This is a genomic window from Butyricicoccus sp. Marseille-Q5471 (assembly GCF_951230135.1).
Classification (GTDB): Bacteria; Bacillota; Clostridia; order Oscillospirales; family Butyricicoccaceae; genus Agathobaculum.
The window spans coordinates 217,964-236,108 of the sequence record NZ_CATNVC010000001.1; the positions used below are offsets into that span (position 1 = coordinate 217,964).

The following is an 18,145-nucleotide window of genomic DNA, read 5'->3' on the forward strand; positions in this document are numbered from 1 at the left end:
TACGTGGGACTTCTGCAAGCAGCTTACCGCACCTACGAGACGCAGGCGCACCTCGCGGGCATTCCTGTTGAAAATCAGGATACGCTGACGCCGGTATCCCATATGGTGCAAAACGCGCACATAGAAATCACCCTCAGCGACAGCGGCGCCTTTCAATCGGCGCGTCCGCTTGCCAAGGGCGAAGCCAAAACTATTATCCCGGTTACAGAGGAATCCGCCAGCCGTGCCGGCAAGGTCATCCGACCGCATCCGCTGTGCGATCAACTGGGGTTCCTCGCTTCCTTTGACGAGGAAAAGCATGCGGCCTATCTGGCACAGCTGACCGCCTGGGCGGAATCTGACTGCTCCCACAGCAAGGTGCGCGCTGTGCTCCGCTATATTCAGGGGGACACGATTCTGTCAGATTTGGCGGCCACAGGTATTTTGACGCTCAACGAGGCGGGACTGCCCGCAGGCGGCAAGATCGAGGGCATCGAATATGCAAAATGTCTGGTTCGCTGGCGCATCGTCCCACCGCCGTCTGACGCTTCGTCCGCCTGTTGGGAAGATTCCTCGCTGTTTGACGCGTTTATCCGCTTTAACGGTAAGCAGCGTGGGGAGATCGCGCGCTGCCTGTGTGCAATTTCCGGAGAGCAGGACGTGCCCGCCGCGCTCCATCCCAAGGGCATTATCGCGGCAGACTTTGGCGCGAAACTGATTTCTTCCAATGATGACAGCGGTTTTACTTATCGCGGTCGATTTAACAATCCTGTGGAGGCCGTTACCATCGGCTACACCGCGTCGCAGAAGGCGCATAGCGCACTGCGCTGGCTTGCCGCAAATCACGGCATTGTCATAGGCGATTCCAAGGCCCACCGCACCTTTCTCTGGTGGAATCCGAACGGCAAAGCGCTGCCTTCGTTCGACTCTTTCGGTATGAAACCGTCGGGTGAGCAGCGAATCAACTTCCCCAATTACCAAAAACAGCTGTTGGAAACACTGGGTGGCTACCGGCAGACACTGACTAGCACCGATGACGTTGTGGTCACAGCGCTTGATGCCGCCACCACCGGACGGCTGTCCGTTACGTATTACAGCGAAATGCCGGCCAATGATTTTCTCGACCGGCTGGAAAGCTGGTATCAAACCTGCTGCTGGGACAGCCGGTATTTCGGCGTGCAGTCACCCTCGCTCAAGCGCATTGCACAGTGCGCCTTCGGCACCGAGCGCGGTACGTTCATCGAGGCGGATGGCCGGGTGCTGCGCGAACATGTGCAGCAGCTTTTGCACTGCGTCATCGACCGCACGCCGATTCCCGCCGACATCGTGCGCGCGCTGACTGTGCGGGCGGGACAGCCGTTGGCCTATAAGCCAACCAACCGCGAGACCCTGCTATCCACCGCCTGCGCGGTGATCCGAAAATACAAAAACGACAAACAGCACAAGGAGGAATGGACTTTGGCACTGGACGAAAACAACACAAACCGCAGCTATCTGTACGGCCGACTGCTCGCCATCGCCGAGCAGGTGGAACGCAGCACCTATGATTCGCAGGAGGGGCGCGAGCCCAATGCCATGCGCATGCAGGCCATCTTTTCTCAGCGGCCGATGCATACCTGGCGCATTCTGGAAGAACAGCTCAAGCCCTATTACAGCCGCCTTGCACCCGGTCTCCGTCAGTATTACCGCAGGCTTACGCAGGAAATCACGGACAAGCTGTCGGTAGAGGACACCAGCCTCAACACCCGACTGGACGACGTTTACCTGCTGGGCTATTATCATCAGCGCACTGCGTTAACCCGAAAGAAAGAGCAGCCTTCCAAGGAATCCGCTGACACCAATGTTACAACTGGAGGAAACTGAAAATGAGCGTACTGAATCATAAAATTGACTTTGCAGTTCTGGTCTCGGTCAACATGGCCAATTCCAACGGCGATCCCCTCAATGGCAACCGCCCGCGCACCGACTACAACGGCTACGGCGAAATCTCCGATGTGTGCATCAAGCGCAAAATCCGCAACCGCTTACAGGATCTCGGACAGCGTATTTTTGTCCAGTCCGACGACCGCTGCGACGACGGTTTCAAAAGCTTGAGCGACCGCGCGAGCAAAACGCTGCCCAAAACCAAGGATCGGGAGGAATATGCCCGTCTGGCCTGCGAACAATGGATGGATGTACGCACCTTCGGTCAGGTGTTTGCCTTTAAGACCGACAGTGTTTCTGTTGGCGTGCGTGGCCCTGTTTCCATTCATCAGGCGGTCAGCGTTTCTCCCATTGAAATCAACTCGATTCAGATTACCAAGAGCGTCAACAGCGAGACTTCCGATAAGCGCTCGTCCGACACCATGGGCACCAAACACATGGTTCGCTTTGGTCTGTATGTCATCAAGGGCTCCATTAACGTCCAGCTCGCCGAGAAAAGCGGTTTTACCGAAGAAGATGCCGCGCTCATCAAGGAGTGTCTGCGCACGCTGTTTGAAAACGATGCTTCCTCCGCCCGTCCCGAAGGCTCGATGGAGGTCTGTCAGGTCTACTGGTGGGAGCATAACTGCGCCGTAGGACAGTACTCCTCCGCCAAGGTGCACCGCTCGCTCAAGATAACGGCGAAGGACGGCGTTGAAATCCCTTCCAGCGCAGATGATTACTGCATCGCGCTTGAGGAGCTGCCCGGCCTGTCCTGCGAGATCATTGATGGCATTTAAGGAAGAGGACTTCCTTCAGATTTCCGGTCTGCAGCATTTTCGCTTTTGCAGAAAGCAGTGGGCGCTGATTCATGTCGAACACCAGTGGGCCGAAAACTTCCGTACAACCGACGGCGCGTTGCTGCACGAGCACGCGCACGACAAGAACTTTCAGGAGACCCGCGGCGATCGGATCATCACGCGCGGTATGAATGTCTTTTCCGCGACGCTCGGGATTTCGGGCGAATGTGATGTGCTTGAATTCCACCGTGGCACACAGGGTATTCCTCTGGCGGGACGCGAAGGGCTTTGGCAGCCCTTCCCCGTCGAATACAAGCGCGGCAAGCCGCATTCGCAAAGTGGAGATGCCTTACAGCTGTGCGCGCAGGCCCTGTGTCTGGAGGAAATGCTGTGCTGTCAAATTCCGCAGGGCGCGCTGTATTACGGCGAACTGCGCCGTAGGCAGGGCGTTGAATTTTCCGATGAGCTGCGGCAGAGTGTGCGGGATGCGCTCACCGAAATGCACGACTTTTACCGACGAGGGTATACCCCAAAAGTCAAGCCGACCAAGTCCTGCGGCGCATGCTCGCTCAAGGAGCTTTGTCTGCCGAAGCTGATGCGGACACGCGCGGCTTCCCTCTACCTCCGTCAGTCTTTAGAGGAAACAAATGAAACATCTTCTTAACACCTTGTTTGTTACATCCGAGGGCGCTTATCTGACACTGGACGGCGAAAATGTTGTGGTAAATCAGGAAAAACAGAACTTAGGACGTTTTCCGCTGCACATGCTCTCCGGCATCATTTCCTTTTCATATGCGGGCGCATCTCCCGCGCTGATGGGCGCATGCGCGAGTCGAAATATTGCACTTTCCTTCTGCACGCCGCGCGGCAGATTTCTGGCGCGCACCTGCGGCGAGAGTAATGGAAACGTGCTGTTGCGCCGCACGCAGTACCGCATTGCCGACGATCCGGTGCAAAGCTGCCGTGTCGCGCGCAGCTCAATCTTCGGAAAAGTCTACAATGCGCGTTGGAGCATCGAACGCACCCGCCGTGACCATCGACTGCGTATCAGCGATGAAAAGCTGGGCGCGGCTTCCGACAAACTAAAAGCTCTTCTGCCTTCCATACTCGAGGAAACCTCGATGGATTCGCTGCGGGGGTTGGAGGGTGTGGGCGCTGTGGCCTATTTCGGCGTGTTGGATGAAATGATTTTAAACAGCAAAACGGACTTCTTTTTCCATGAACGCAGCCGCCGTCCGCCGCTCGATCGCATGAACGCGCTGCTTTCGTTCGCTTACAGCCTGCTTGCGCATGACTGTTCATCCGCGCTCGAGGCTGTCGGACTCGATTCCTACGTGGGTTTTCTGCACCGTGACCGACCGGGACGTGCGTCACTCGCTCTGGATTTGATGGAGGAACTGCGGCCCTGCATGGCGGATCGCTTCGTGCTGACGCTCATCAACAACCGCGTCATATCTGCCTCAGACTTTATGGTGCGGGAAAGCGGTGCCGTGTTGCTAACCGATGACGCGCGACGCAGCTTTCTGAAGAGCTGGCGCGAGAAAATGCAGGAAACCATCACCCATCCCTATTTGGAGGAAAAGCTTCCCTGGGGACTGGTTCCTTATATGCAGTCCCTGCTGCTCGCCAGATATCTGCGCGGTGATTTAGATGCATATCCGCCGTTTTTATGGAAGTGAGGCAGCAGAGTCATGATGGTTCTGATTACGTATGATGTCAATACCGAAGACGCGGCGGGCAGAAAACGTCTGCGTCAAATCGCCAAGCAGTGCGTCAATTACGGACAGCGGGTGCAAAACTCTGTTTTTGAATGTCTGCTGGACGCGGCGCAATGTCGCATGTTACAGGCCAAGCTGTGCGCCATCATGGATGAGGAGCGCGATAGCCTTCGGTTTTATTATCTTGGCAACCGCTATGATACCAAAATCGAACAATTTGGATCCAAGGACACCTATCAGCCGGAGGGAGCTTTAATTATTTAATCGGTGCGAAGCGGAAGTTGCCATGAAAACCGCAGCCGGTTCGCACCTGTTTCCGCCGAAAATTTGGGTGTCCGCTTCGGAGTTTAATAAATAAATCTATTGTAAGGGTGAAATTTAAACAGAAATTTCACCCTTTGTTGTAGGAAATGATAAAACTTCCCGTGTAGTTTTGTTGTTTTTTGCCGTCGCACCCTTCACGGGTGCGTGAGTTGAAATGCGATATTGTCGATTTCCATCCATGTCGATAAGTCGCACCCTTCACGGGTGCGTGAGTTGAAATTTCGCGTGGGACGGAAATGTGTACAAGTCAGACGTCGCACCCTTCACGGGTGCGTGAGTTGAAATGGTCTGCTATACAGTCCGAACTTAAAAAACTATGCGTCGCACCCTTCACGGGTGCGTGAGTTGAAATAGGAACAGACTGAGTGCATGATTGATCTATGCGAGGTCGCACCCTTCACGGGTGCGTGAGTTGAAATGCTATATTGATCGGCACGCCTGCGGTCTGCAAGGTCGCACCCTTCACGGGTGCGTGAGTTGAAATAAAGAGACGTTTGCGGCGATCCTGCCATTTGAGCGTCGCACCCTTCACGGGTGCGTGAGTTGAAATCATGCATTTGTTATGCTTGTTTATAATCATCATAAGTCGCACCCTTCACGGGTGCGTGAGTTGAAATTCTGCTCTGTGTACTTTCTGACTGAGGAATCGGCGGTCGCACCCTTCACGGGTGCGTGAGTTGAAATGCGGTTCTGGCGGTTAGTCGTGCGCATGGTCAAGAGTCGCACCCTTCACGGGTGCGTGAGTTGAAATACATTATGCTATCGGGAAGTGGCTCGATGTATAGGTCGCACCCTTCACGGGTGCGTGAGTTGAAATACCTTCACGGCGAATTTAAAGTCAAGCCAACAGAAGTCGCACCCTTCACGGGTGCGTGAGTTGAAATAGCGCACGAAGTAAGGGGGGGGCACACATGACCGAGTCGCACCCTTCACGGGTGCGTGAGTTGAAATACAACGGCGAAATCAACCGATGGCGCGATGACGTCGCACCCTTCACGGGTGCGTGAGTTGAAATATTCCGGGCAAATCCGGATGTCGATGCCGGGGAGTCGCACCCTTCACGGGTGCGTGAGTTGAAATTTCCAAGGCATTTATCGTATCGCACAGCGAATTTGGTCGCACCCTTCACGGGTGCGTGAGTTGAAATAATGCGTCCGCATCTGTCGATGTGTATGACAGCGAGTCGCACCCTTCACGGGTGCGTGAGTTGAAATTGCTGCAAGCTTGGATGCATCTGCGGCTTCACGGTGTCGCACCCTTCACGGGTGCGTGAGTTGAAATTGGTAGTTTGCATTAAGCGTGTTGTATGTTTGGCCTGTCGCACCCTTCACGGGTGCGTGAGTTGAAATATTTTGGAAGAACCAAATCCGTATATGACAGGGCGTCGCACCCTTCACGGGTGCGTGAGTTGAAATCGGAGACATCTGTTGTCGCAGAAGACCTTGTGCCGTCGCACCCTTCACGGGTGCGTGAGTTGAAATGTAGCAAAAAGCTTGGCGCAATTAAGATCGGGAGTCGCACCCTTCACGGGTGCGTGAGTTGAAATCGACACCACCAGTCGAATAACCTGCGTGTCGATGCGTCGCACCCTTCACGGGTGCGTGAGTTGAAATAGCGCACGAAGTAAGGGGGGGGCACACATGACCGGTCGCACCCTTCACGGGTGCGTGAGTTGAAATCATACAGCAACACCATCGACAAAAGAAAACACCTGTCGCACCCTTCACGGGTGCGTGAGTTGAAATATTTTGGAAGAACCAAATCCGTATATGACAGGGCGTCGCACCCTTCACGGGTGCGTGAGTTGAAATAATTCCCACCACTGGCTCCAGCCCGAAATGGTAAGTCGCACCCTTCACGGGTGCGTGAGTTGAAATCCAAACCCCATACACCAGCCACAGCGCCCACAAGGTCGCACCCTTCACGGGTGCGTGAGTTGAAATCCTTACGGCCTTGCAGCAAAGTTGGTACGGTTGGTCGCACCCTTCACGGGTGCGTGAGTTGAAATTTAGTCCGGACACAATTATCAAAATTGCGACCGGTCGCACCCTTCACGGGTGCGTGAGTTGAAATGGATTGCATCTTGGATGATATAGGCGTTGGAAAGTCGCACCCTTCACGGGTGCGTGAGTTGAAATCGCGATGGCGGGATATACGGACACTGACAAAGGAAGTCGCACCCTTCACGGGTGCGTGAGTTGAAATACCCGGTATAAGGTGCAGTCTATCACAGACAGCGGTCGCACCCTTCACGGGTGCGTGAGTTGAAATATCCAAGCTATAAATTTTTATCTTATCCAAATGGTCGCACCCTTCACGGGTGCGTGAGTTGAAATAAAAATCCGTCGGTAGGGGAGGGCTGCGGGCGGGTCGCACCCTTCACGGGTGCGTGAGTTGAAATCTGAATGGTAACACAAATTGCTGAAATGTTAGGTATGTCGCACCCTTCACGGGTGCGTGAGTTGAAATAATGCTCATGTTGTTGTGTATGCATCATATGATTGTCGCACCCTTCACGGGTGCGTGAGTTGAAATCACAAGGCATAAACAGCAAAGGATTCATGCCCAGAGTCGCACCCTTCACGGGTGCGTGAGTTGAAATGGAACTTGTTGAGACGATGCTTACGGCATCTTACGTCGCACCCTTCACGGGTGCGTGAGTTGAAATTAAGCATCATAGATACGCACGGTAGCCATGCGACGTCGCACCCTTCACGGGTGCGTGAGTTGAAATGATACCGTGATTGATGTTCTCGTTGGTAATCCGGTCGCACCCTTCACGGGTGCGTGAGTTGAAATGTTCGCAGCTGATGGTGGATACGAGGAAATTTTTGTCGCACCCTTCACGGGTGCGTGAGTTGAAATCACTGCATTTGTGCAAAACAGCGGTGAAAATGTAGTCGCACCCTTCACGGGTGCGTGAGTTGAAATAAAACATCCGCCGAGTTTTGGAGGCAGACAGGCGGGTCGCACCCTTCACGGGTGCGTGAGTTGAAATACATAAAATCAGTCGCATTTTGATACCTCCTCCGTCGCACCCTTCACGGGTGCGTGAGTTGAAATATAACCTCAGCCATTTTCTGATAGATATTCATAGTCGCACCCTTCACGGGTGCGTGAGTTGAAATGTGTAAGCTATGACTTGATTATACTTGCACGCTCGTCGCACCCTTCACGGGTGCGTGAGTTGAAATGCACCTACTCCCCCGCAAGACAATGGACATCCTATAGTCGCACCCTTCACGGGTGCGTGAGTTGAAATTGCAGAGGTTTTAGGCAAGTGTTATATTACGATGTCGCACCCTTCACGGGTGCGTGAGTTGAAATTTAAACTTTTCCGGTCACATTGCCGAGTGTGAGGTCGCACCCTTCACGGGTGCGTGAGTTGAAATGTCTCTGGCGATGCGCGGGTCTGTGGCGGTGCGCGGGTCGCACCCTTCACGGGTGCGTGAGTTGAAATTCCACCCCTCCGCGCTTCTCTACGCGCATCAGCGTCGCACCCTTCACGGGTGCGTGAGTTGAAATCTCGCTTTCCCGCATTTCAAGCGCCATGACTTGCAGTCGCACCCTTCACGGGTGCGTGAGTTGAAATGTATCCCGGAAGTTTGCTAGACCCGGTGCGGTCGTCGCACCCTTCACGGGTGCGTGAGTTGAAATTGTTCGATAATTGTCGGTGCAACGAATAATCCGTGGTCGCACCCTTCACGGGTGCGTGAGTTGAAATCAATCCCGAATCCTGCGACGATGATTGGCGCGGCGTCGCACCCTTCACGGGTGCGTGAGTTGAAATTATCCGACCTGCAAAACATCTGGAATGTCGCGCATATGTCGCACCCTTCACGGGTGCGTGAGTTGAAATATACTGCTCCGCAATCTCCTCATATGGCATTGTGTCGCACCCTTCACGGGTGCGTGAGTTGAAATCATGTTGCTGCGCGGTTTGCGGTGTCGATTGCATGTCGCACCCTTCACGGGTGCGTGAGTTGAAATCGCTGATGCCCCGCAAGGGGCAAGCGGGCGACGGGTCGCACCCTTCACGGGTGCGTGAGTTGAAATGTTATTATCTTTATTGATATCCAAATCCGCATAGTCGCACCCTTCACGGGTGCGTGAGTTGAAATAATAAATTGTCCGGTCTTACCGTCGGTCACTGATGTCGCACCCTTCACGGGTGCGTGAGTTGAAATTTAGTGCCGATATAGACAGTGCTGCCATTGACCGTCGCACCCTTCACGGGTGCGTGAGTTGAAATTTATACTCATACATCTGCTGGTAACCGTTTAGACGTCGCACCCTTCACGGGTGCGTGAGTTGAAATGGAAAAGGTAATGTCCCCATATCTGCTTGCACCCGTCGCACCCTTCACGGGTGCGTGAGTTGAAATAATGACCGCCCAGCTGATATGAATCAGCCACCAACGTCGCACCCTTCACGGGTGCGTGAGTTGAAATATAAAAAAGCGTCCGGATTGCCCTGGGCGCTTTTTGGTCGCACCCTTCACGGGTGCGTGAGTTGAAATTCGGATGTCGTCGACCGTTGTCATTAGGATACGTACGTCGCACCCTTCACGGGTGCGTGAGTTGAAATTTGTATCATCCCCGGCACTTGGTCGGGGTCTATGTCGCACCCTTCACGGGTGCGTGAGTTGAAATTTGATGAACTTGATCGCGTAGGTGATGCCGATTGGTCGCACCCTTCACGGGTGCGTGAGTTGAAATTGTTCTACCGAACCGCACAAGGAGACGATTTGGATTGTCGCACCCTTCACGGGTGCGTGAGTTGAAATGTCCACCCGAAAGGGCGGTTTGTAACGGTTGAGTAGTCGCACCCTTCACGGGTGCGTGAGTTGAAATGAAGGCGAAGACACCGCGGTCGCGGCCATGACGGGTCGCACCCTTCACGGGTGCGTGAGTTGAAATGTCGGCATCGGCTTGATGAATCAGGTGTGGGACTGGTCGCACCCTTCACGGGTGCGTGAGTTGAAATCACGCCGGACAGCGCCTTGATGGTATCCATCACCGGTCGCACCCTTCACGGGTGCGTGAGTTGAAATAATAGCAGTCGTGGCGGTCTGTGAGGCGTAGGATCGTCGCACCCTTCACGGGTGCGTGAGTTGAAATGTGCAACGGATACAAGTACCGCGAATGCGGGAAATAGTCGCACCCTTCACGGGTGCGTGAGTTGAAATAATAGTTACTGCCTGTGATTCCTCACACGCTACTGTCGCACCCTTCACGGGTGCGTGAGTTGAAATCGCGACGAGACGATGAAAACCGGGAACGTCAATGCGTCGCACCCTTCACGGGTGCGTGAGTTGAAATACCTCGTACACTGCCACATGTACGCCGGTCACGCGTCGCACCCTCCATAGGTGCGTGAATTGACACAGATGAGATGCTTCATTTGTTATGCTTTCCTTTGCAAACCCGTTAAATATGCTGCAGCGCGCTTTTTAAAACTTGTCTCTCAACGTATCTGCCTCTTGCATCTCTTTCAGCCCTGCGTAGAACTGTATTTCCAGCTTTTTCTCTGCTCTGCGGTATTGCATTTCATCCAGTGTCCCCTTTTCCTTTATCGCAAGTAATATAGACTTTTGATACGCAAACCAGAACTGCGCATGCGTCTTGCAGGTTATCTTCTGCTTGTCGGTAACTGCAATCAAAATTGGCCTATCATCCATCTTATCCGCCTCCTATGATGCAAACTATGCGATTACTTCCTTTGTCTTGATAGCTTTTATCGTCTTTGAATCATTTTATCTGCGATTCAGGTACAGAAGAACCCGCACACGCAAGTTATATATAGTAAAAAGCCGCGAAAAATCGCGGCTTTTTGTCTTATTCGCTTCTTTTATACCACAAATCATCTGCAGTGTCAACCGTTTTACTTCCCAATCGTTCCCTTTCGCTGCTCCATAACTGCATAATCCTCCCGTGACAAAGGTGCACGCGGCTTGCTTCCGTCCGTAATCCCCGCATCGGCCAGCGCCTTCCACGCCTTTCTCGCGTAATCGCTCGTAGGCAATCCCTCACGCTCTTTTTCATAGCGATCCATGAACGCCTTAAACTGTTCATATGTAAACACGTCGTTTTCCTCCTTTTTTAGTCCGAATCCCGATGCTATTCCACTTGCAACAGCAGCCGCGGCAGACTTTTTATTTGCAAGATAAATCTGCATATCATCGCGATCGTCAATGAAGCACACTTCTAGAAGGGCATGCGACACGCCCAGACGTTTTACCGTGTTCATGACCAATAGCCCATCGTTTCGTTTCACACCACGATTTTTCAGCCCCAGCGCGGCAAGGTTGCTCACGATCGCCTGCTCAACATTGATACTCTGTTCATTTGACTTAACAAGAATCTCGGTTCCCGTTGTGCGGCCGTCGCCGCGCTCATCATCTACGCAGGCATTAAAATGGATTTCGAGCACGTAATTCACTCTGTCCAGCGGAAGCACACCTCCGCTCTTGATATGCTTGTACGCGTCTATGCTCTGGTCAAACAGCACAGCTTCCACAGTTTCATATTTTCGCAGCTCTGTCTGCACCAACTTCGCAAGTTCACGTGTTAAAACAGCTTCCCTGCATCCGCATCCACTTGCACCGGGGTCATATGGCTTCCCGCCATGCCCCGCAATTATAAGTATTTTCACGCTTATTCCTCCTTTGCCGTTACTGCGTCTGGAACGTTCACTTTTGCACTTGTTTTAACCAATTCGGCAATTTTCATCAGGAATTCAGGCATAGGCACACCTACGTCATGCAGATTTTCCAAAATAGAAATTAGTTCATTTGCAATGATCCATACTGCAACGATTACCGCAACAGGCGAGGAAACAGGCAAATCCATTCCCATGAATACAATCACCCAATCAATCACCGCGCCCACAACCACCAGCAGCCACATGCAAACTTTCTTTACAATGCCTTTGATACCTACATTGCTATCAATTTTCATGCCCCGGAACTTCGCGGCAATTAGCCCGGTTCCGTAGTCAAACAGGGAGCAGCCGATCATAATAATGATCGGCCAAAACGCAGCCCCCAGTTTTAAAGCAATCAACCCGGCGAATCCGGTAAACCACAATTTAGCTTCCATCAGCTTATCCATGTTGTCTTTCTCCTTTAATATCCATAAAGTTCTGTTAACGGGTCAATAGATTGTCCATTCTTCCACATTTTGAAGTCAAGGTGCGGTCCCGAACTATTCCCGGTACTTCCAACCAATCCAACTTCCTGCCCGCCCTTCACAATATCACCGACGTTCAGCCCGTCAGCAGAGCCTTCCGACATGTGGTTGTATTGCGTCACGTATCCGTCACCGTGATCGACCTGCACCCATGTGCCGTATCCTCCACCATATCCGCGCTTATTTATTGCTGTCACGATGCCGCTCTTCGCCGCAAATACCGGTTCCCCGGCACTCGCCGCAATGTCAACCGCTTCATGGTTCGTGGATGCTCCCGCCGTGGGTGCGCTTCTGGAACCGTATGGGGAAGAAACCCACACATTTTGACCCGGCGTAACCGGCAATTTCCAATCTCCGCTGGAAGTTGCGGTTTTTTCTGTGTATAACTTAACAAAGAACTCTGCATCCGCTTCCGGATAACCCAGTGCAACGACCGCCGAAAGACGATCCTTTGTTTTTTTGTACTTGCCCAATGTGCGCCAAACGTCGCCGAATTCCCTTTCTGTGAAGCCGGCCTGCTTTGCCTTCTGCCACTTGTTCTGTGCAGCTTCTGGCAAATCTTCAACCGAAAAATTTCTAAATGATGTTGGTATGCGGCCAGATACCAACAAATCGTTTAGAACATCCTTCTGCGGTTTGGTTAAGTCCAAACTTGAAATTACACTTCGCTTGGCATCCGCTTCCTGACGGTTCCCCAATTCGCCGTTTTTACTTTTGCGTTTCACTTCCGCTACATCTTCATAAGCCTTTGTGAAAACTTCATACGGAATATGAGCCTCTTTAAATGCCGCCTGTGCCTTTGGATATACTTTTTCATCCAACACATTAAATGCCTTCACTTCCCCCTTGGATACATAAGTCGGAATACTGCTTTCGTATCCCCCTCCATCCTCCTTTTGCTTTGTACCGGCTACTAAGTAACGGTCAAGTTCCTGCTTTTGACGTGTCGTGAGATCAAGTGACATAATAAATTCACGTGCCTGAGCCGGTTTAGTTTCAACTGTTTTCCCGTTTTCCTTTTTCGGCTCCAATGAATCAATCACGCGCATAGCGTTCATGGTGTCCTTTGGCGCATGCCCAAGCCCCACCAATTCATTGAAATTCATTGTGCTTGTCTCGGAAAGCATCTTGTTTCCGCCTGCCAGGTACGCCTGACCTTCCTTTGTCGCCGTAGAGCCAAAAGCCAGCGCCTTTCCCACGTTCACTGGGTCCATGGAATCAATCAGATATTTCAGCCGCGAATTATCAGCCGTGTATGCTCCCGCTGTTGGCTGTGTCCTTGCCGTGAATCCATTCTCAATATTTGCGCGTAGTTTTGGAATTATATTTAGGTCTTCCGCTGCTTTTCGCGTGCGGGTTGCCTGCGCACCGCCGAACGGCATCAGCACATTTGCCAACGGTTCAAGATAGTCAACATCTTTTCCCGTTGCCAGATTTGCAATAGGCGCGGTCAGTGCCGAAATACCTATATTACCAGTACCAAATCGCGTTGGATCACCTTCCCCAAACAGATTTTTTGCCGTTGTTTCGTCAAGACCAAGTACGGTTCGTGCAATCTGGTCACCCGCAGGCATGTTTGAAAGAGTTTCACCGGCCAATCGTCCGGCGTACTTTGCCGCCTGTTTGCTGATGCTCATTTTCTCGCCGTCATCGGCTTCCTGCTCTGTAATATCGGAATGAACTTCCTGTATCGCATGTACTGGGTCGAATCCAGTTTCGCGGCCGTCTATGAAATTCTTCCGAATTTCATTCATGACCCAAGTCGTTCCGAAGATTTCCATCAGTGCCAAAGCATCTTTTTGCTTTACTTTCTCTTTCAATACTTGATAGGCGTTGTTTACTTCCACTTGAAATGGTGCGAATAACTTTGTAATCTCTGATTTTTGATTTAGCGGAATTTCTCCGATACCACGTCCGGCAATTGCACGCCGTGTCAAATCGTCCGCAAAGTCAACCGCATTATCCAATCCATTTCTCTGTGCCTGACGATATGCCGCAAACCACGACATTTCAGCTACCTTTCTATCACCTATTTCCATCATCCACGAAAGAAACTTTTCAGGTGTTTTCAAAACACTTTCATCAAACTGCCGCACCGCGTGATCCAGATAACGTTCTGTTAAAAATCCGCTCTGTGAAAGAATGTTTTGCATCTTTTTGTCACCTAGTCCAACGCGTGCAGCATCGGCAGCACCTGCCACAAGATCAGCCGGATTTTTAACATATCCCGCAACGTTCGGCAAATTGTATACCTGTGAAACCATAGAAGAGAAATTCCCCATTATCGCGTTTCCCTTAACGCGATTGTTCAGCCAGCGCAGACCCTTCATAGCCTGTCTGCCGATCAAAGTTTTTTGCACGCCGCGATCGAGTGGATTTGTTTTCCCGGCAAGATCATTGGTGTAGTCAGTTAACCATTCAATGAATTTGTTTGCATTTCTGGTATCTGCTGTTCCGTTTTGAATATCCCGTACCGTCACACGCAGGCGTGCAATTTCCGGATCAATATTGATCTTGTACTCTGCTGCCTGAATGTATTTGACCATACCGCCCACTGAATCTTCGGTACTGTCAATGCCCTTTCGCGCCTGCATAAATCCAGCCCACTTACTCTTCGGCTTTGTCCAGTCAGATACACCTACTAGACGCGGGTCAATGTCGGCAGACGTTTGAAAAATGTTTTTGATGGCGGATAGTCCATCGTCCATTTCCTGCCAATGGTGATAATAATCCTTTCTGGCGAAAACTCGCTTGTTACGGAATATCTCGCCTGATTCAATCGCCTTTTGCAGTTGATTGATCTCCTTGTCGTTCGCCTGCACATCCTGCATTAGCCGTTTTAAATCACTGGAATACTCTGCATCCGGTGACGCGAATAACCCGTCTTGTATCGCGCGAACCTTGTTTTGCAGCCCGTCACGCTTTGCTTTCAGCACATTCAGGTCGTGCTTTGCATTTTCCTCTACATTTGGATAGATTTTTGAAAGCGAAGCATTGATCTGCTCTAAGTAACCATCATATACACGCCTGTTGATTTGGTCCATCCGCTGAATATTTTGCCACGAATCCGGAAACTCTCGTTTGAGATCATCCAGCGTATACGCGACCTCCTCAATATGTCCATTCGTCTTGACGCGACGGTATCCCTCGCCATACCACTGCACCGCAGCACTTTCCCGGCTTCCCTGCCGGATTCCAAGCTCCTTTGCAGCTTCATGATACTGGTCAAGCTTATTCTTTACGTTGTGAGCATACCGGCTTTTCGCGTTCATGATTGGTTTCTCGATGTGATTTCGTAACACCTCACGCAATTTTGTGTCCTTACCAGCCACAGAATCAAGCACCCGCGAAAGGTCCTTATTGTATGCGCCGCTGGGGTTGTTTAGTTTCCAGAATTCGCTTTCCGGTAACTTTTCAAATCCGCTTTTGATTCCGGTATCCGGGTCAATTTCATCTACAAGTTCTTTCGCATCCTTCAATTCGCGCGGGTCTGTTTCATCCACATGCCTTGCTGCAACCCTCGCTTTTTCGGCTTCCTCTTCAACATTTAACTTCGGTGCATCGTCTGCGCTCCAAACGCGCTTCCACCGTCCCACTTCCTCTGCATCCGCAGTGTTTTTAATCGGTAAATCCATCGAATTAACCAGATTTTCCGCATTTTTTCCGACAGTTTCCGTATTGTTTTTGACTGCCAAGTCTGATAAAATATCAGTAGCAGAGGATGTTCCGGCGGACGGGTTAGGGGCAGCAGGCGCAAGCTGAGTTGTCACCCGGTTACCGGCTCCTCTGTTTTTCTTGTATTGTTTCAAATACTTTTCCGTATCTACTCCCCACATGTTTTTCATGCGGATAGAGCCACGTTCGTTGGATACGATTTCCGTAATAATGGAATGCCCGTTGATCTGCTTTCCGACTTGAAATGAAACCGCGTTTTTTCCAACCTTGATTTGAAGAATATCGTCAAAATCATTTAGGTATTCGGGAATGCTGTAATAGTCCTGCTTGGAGAGCGGAATATCCCCGGCTTGCTTCGCACTGGTATGCCCTGCAAACGAATGCTTTACATCATCCGCGCCCAACTCCATATACCTTCCGCGAATATCTATTTTCCCGTCTGATGCTTCATAAACCGCATTCGCCAAGCGATCATTGACGCGGCCAAACGCTTTAATAGTTCCTTGATTATCTCCCTTCACCGAAGCGTCAATGAAGTCCTTCATTTCCTCCGTTGTTTTGATAATCGGAAAATCTACACTTTCCACCATGGCCGCTTTTGTGGCTCTGGTGGATTGTTTTTTGCCTGTTTGCAGATATTCTGGCAAATCCGCTTCACCCAAGAACCTGTATTTTCGGGCATCGTCTACCCGCTGAATGGTGTCTCCGTCCAGCTCAACCACTTTACTTTTCCCGGTTGCTGTGTCGATGAACTGCACATCATACGTTCCAGAAGCGTTCTTTCCCTGAATCACGCCGTAATTGTTGCGATCCGCCGCCCAAACGCGATCCCCCGCGCCGAATCCATCCTGCGCAGACGAAGCAACGTCCAAAGTCCTTCCAACATCCTGCGCGTTTTTCGGCTCAAGGTTCAAAGAATCCACTACGCTAGATTTTTGATCTGTAACATTCGGCGGCTGTGTCCAATGCTCCCCGGCCTTTGTGCCCTCTGCAAAGCGCTTCTGCGCACTGGAAAGGGTCTCGCTCGTACTTTCCAGTTTCTTTTCCAGTGCCTTAATTTGTTCATCAATTTTCAAAGCTTCATCAAGCGAATCTGTTTCATTCAGCCTTTTGTAAAGTCCAAACAACTCCGCTTGCTGCGCTTCCCCTTGCCTGAAATTTCTTCGCATTGCCGTAATCATGGGGTTATTCTCCCCGATTTCTGTCAAGGCGTCCAAATCCGCACGGTGCACGCTCTTCGGGTCCATGCTGTTCGCTACCTGCTTCACTTGTGAAAGGCGCTCTGCCGTTTGTTGAGCTTCACGTGCTGCCGCCTGCTGCATCAAGTCTTTTTCGCGCATTCTTGCGAGAGTTGCCGTTCGTTCTGCTGATAAATCGTTTGCCGCTTTTGCAATGCGGTCAACCTCGCTTTGTGCCGCTTCCACCTGTTTTTTCGCGGCTGTCGCATCTTCTAGCAATCCGGCGCGGCGAGTTTCCGGGGTTGTGCTGCGGTACTCGGCATAATACTGACGAAATCCTGCCCTTGCTTCCTCTAATTTCTGCTCAGCGGCAGCACGGGCGGCAGCAATTTGCTTTTCTGCCTGTTCAAACGGGTCTACCGTCTGTGTCTTTTGGGTTGGCACTGTCGTTTTCGCCGCGTCAGATGCCGCAGGCTGGCTTTTAATCGAAAGCGAATCCGTTATCGCGTCAGCCTGTTTTGACGCATCCTGTACGCTCTCTGCCGCCTGTACGGCGGCTTTCGGCGCTTGCGGAAGCGTTCCCTTTTGCAAGGCCGTTCCATATGCTGCAGTTCCGACTTTCCCGGAACCGATTTTTTTAGCCAAATCGTTGAAACTGCCGCCCACAATAAATTCTGTCGGATCTGACAAGGCTTCATTTGCCAAGGAATACACAAGCCCCGCCGCCGCATTTTTGTCAGAAATCGTCTCGCCAATGCTTTTTTCACGGCCGTGCCGCTTCGCAACATTTTTATCATAGGTCGCCTTATCAAGATTGTAAGTAAACTTTGGTTTATTCCCCGTTGCTGCCGCGTCTGCTGCATCCCACGCATTCAGGTACAGGGATTGCAGCGCCTGCAACCCTGTGCCGACAAAGTTCGCCGCCGCGCCCGCAACATCCCCCTTCTTTGCAAGATCGACGTATGTTTCATCCTGTGAAAACATGTCCTGATAAAATGGTTTATTCTCAGCTTGGAATTTTTCCTGTGCGGCCTTGCTCGTTTCTGCAATCGCCTTTTTCTGTGTCATGTCGGTTACACCAGAAATAGCCGCATATGCAGAAGCTGAACTAAGTTTCTTTTTTTCGTTCTCAAGTTGTCGGCCGCGATCCTGTGCGCGGGTGCGCGTGCGCCTGGTCCTATATGTATCATATGCCGCCGCATATGAGGAAGTCGGGCTGGATACCGTTCGAACTGTGCTTGTTGTTTGTCTCGGTGTTCTCTGCTTTTTCGCGGTTCCTGCCCGCCATGCGCTGCCGCCGTAGGCGTTTGCGCCGTATTGTTCATCAATACGCTTCGCGGCGGCGGCGGCTCTTTGTTTCACATAATCGCTTGCCATTT

The 18,145-nt window shown here is 51.5% G+C and carries 9 protein-coding genes and 1 CRISPR repeat array; of the genes, 5 read left to right on the forward strand and 4 right to left on the reverse strand.

The window, feature by feature from the left end:
* The first annotated feature begins 3 nt into the window (after positions 1-3).
* Genes cas8c through cas2 form a run of 5 tightly spaced genes read left to right on the forward strand, consistent with a single transcriptional unit; the run spans position 4 to position 4,663 of the window.
* Complete coding sequence (gene cas8c / locus QOX26_RS01130; RefSeq protein WP_283673044.1) at positions 4-1,842, forward strand: type I-C CRISPR-associated protein Cas8c/Csd1; 1,839 nt, start codon at positions 4-6, stop codon at positions 1,840-1,842.
* Positions 1,843-1,844: 2 nt separating this feature from the next.
* Positions 1,845-2,681, forward strand: coding sequence for a type I-C CRISPR-associated protein Cas7/Csd2 (gene cas7c / locus QOX26_RS01135; protein ID WP_283673045.1), 837 nt, complete (start codon positions 1,845-1,847; stop codon positions 2,679-2,681).
* A complete protein-coding gene (gene cas4 / locus QOX26_RS01140; RefSeq protein ID WP_283673046.1) occupies positions 2,671-3,345 on the forward strand; it encodes a CRISPR-associated protein Cas4 in 675 nt (224 codons plus the stop codon). Before cas7c ends, cas4 begins: the two co-directional genes overlap by 11 nt.
* A complete protein-coding gene (gene cas1c, locus QOX26_RS01145; protein WP_283673047.1) occupies positions 3,329-4,360 on the forward strand; it encodes a type I-C CRISPR-associated endonuclease Cas1c in 1,032 nt (343 codons plus the stop codon). Before cas4 ends, cas1c begins: the two co-directional genes overlap by 17 nt.
* A gap of 12 nt (positions 4,361-4,372) precedes the next feature.
* A complete protein-coding gene (gene cas2 / locus QOX26_RS01150; RefSeq protein ID WP_283673048.1) occupies positions 4,373-4,663 on the forward strand; it encodes a CRISPR-associated endonuclease Cas2 in 291 nt (96 codons plus the stop codon).
* A 184-nt stretch (positions 4,664-4,847) separates the two neighbouring features.
* A CRISPR array of direct repeats spans positions 4,848-10,110; the repeat unit is 32 nt; unit sequence GTCGCACCCTTCACGGGTGCGTGAGTTGAAAT.
* 65 nt (positions 10,111-10,175) lie between these two features.
* On the opposite strand, the gene QOX26_RS01155 is transcribed toward cas2, so the two are convergent.
* The 4 genes from QOX26_RS01155 to QOX26_RS01170 form a co-directional block, all read right to left on the reverse strand.
* The gene (locus QOX26_RS01155) at positions 10,176-10,403 is read right to left on the reverse strand and encodes a hypothetical protein (RefSeq protein ID WP_283673049.1); all 228 of its coding nucleotides are present in this window, start codon (positions 10,401-10,403) and stop codon (positions 10,176-10,178) included.
* 203 nt (positions 10,404-10,606) lie between these two features.
* Positions 10,607-11,377, reverse strand: coding sequence for an N-acetylmuramoyl-L-alanine amidase (locus QOX26_RS01160; protein ID WP_283673050.1), 771 nt, complete (start codon positions 11,375-11,377; stop codon positions 10,607-10,609).
* A 2-nt stretch (positions 11,378-11,379) separates the two neighbouring features.
* Positions 11,380-11,835, reverse strand: coding sequence for a phage holin family protein (locus QOX26_RS01165; RefSeq protein ID WP_283673051.1), 456 nt, complete (start codon positions 11,833-11,835; stop codon positions 11,380-11,382).
* A 14-nt stretch (positions 11,836-11,849) separates the two neighbouring features.
* Entirely contained in the window at positions 11,850-18,143 is a 6,294-nt protein-coding gene (locus tag QOX26_RS01170; RefSeq protein ID WP_283673052.1) for a peptidoglycan DD-metalloendopeptidase family protein, read from the reverse strand.
* Between the last annotated feature and the right edge of the window lie 2 nt (positions 18,144-18,145).

Bases quoted from the DNA above. Each gene is read 5' to 3' on its own strand.
- cas4 (WP_283673046.1), top strand. From the start codon at position 2,671: ATGGCATTTAAGGAAGAGGACTTCCTTCAGATTTCCGGTCTGCAGCAT.
- cas1c (WP_283673047.1), top strand. From the start codon at position 3,329: ATGAAACATCTTCTTAACACCTTGTTTGTTACATCCGAGGGCGCTTAT.
- QOX26_RS01155 (WP_283673049.1), bottom strand. From the start codon at position 10,403: ATGGATGATAGGCCAATTTTGATTGCAGTTACCGACAAGCAGAAGATA.
- cas2 (WP_283673048.1), top strand. From the start codon at position 4,373: ATGATGGTTCTGATTACGTATGATGTCAATACCGAAGACGCGGCGGGC.
- QOX26_RS01170 (WP_283673052.1), bottom strand. From the start codon at position 18,143: ATGGCAAGCGATTATGTGAAACAAAGAGCCGCCGCCGCCGCGAAGCGT.
- QOX26_RS01165 (WP_283673051.1), bottom strand. From the start codon at position 11,835: ATGGATAAGCTGATGGAAGCTAAATTGTGGTTTACCGGATTCGCCGGG.
- cas7c (WP_283673045.1), top strand. From the start codon at position 1,845: ATGAGCGTACTGAATCATAAAATTGACTTTGCAGTTCTGGTCTCGGTC.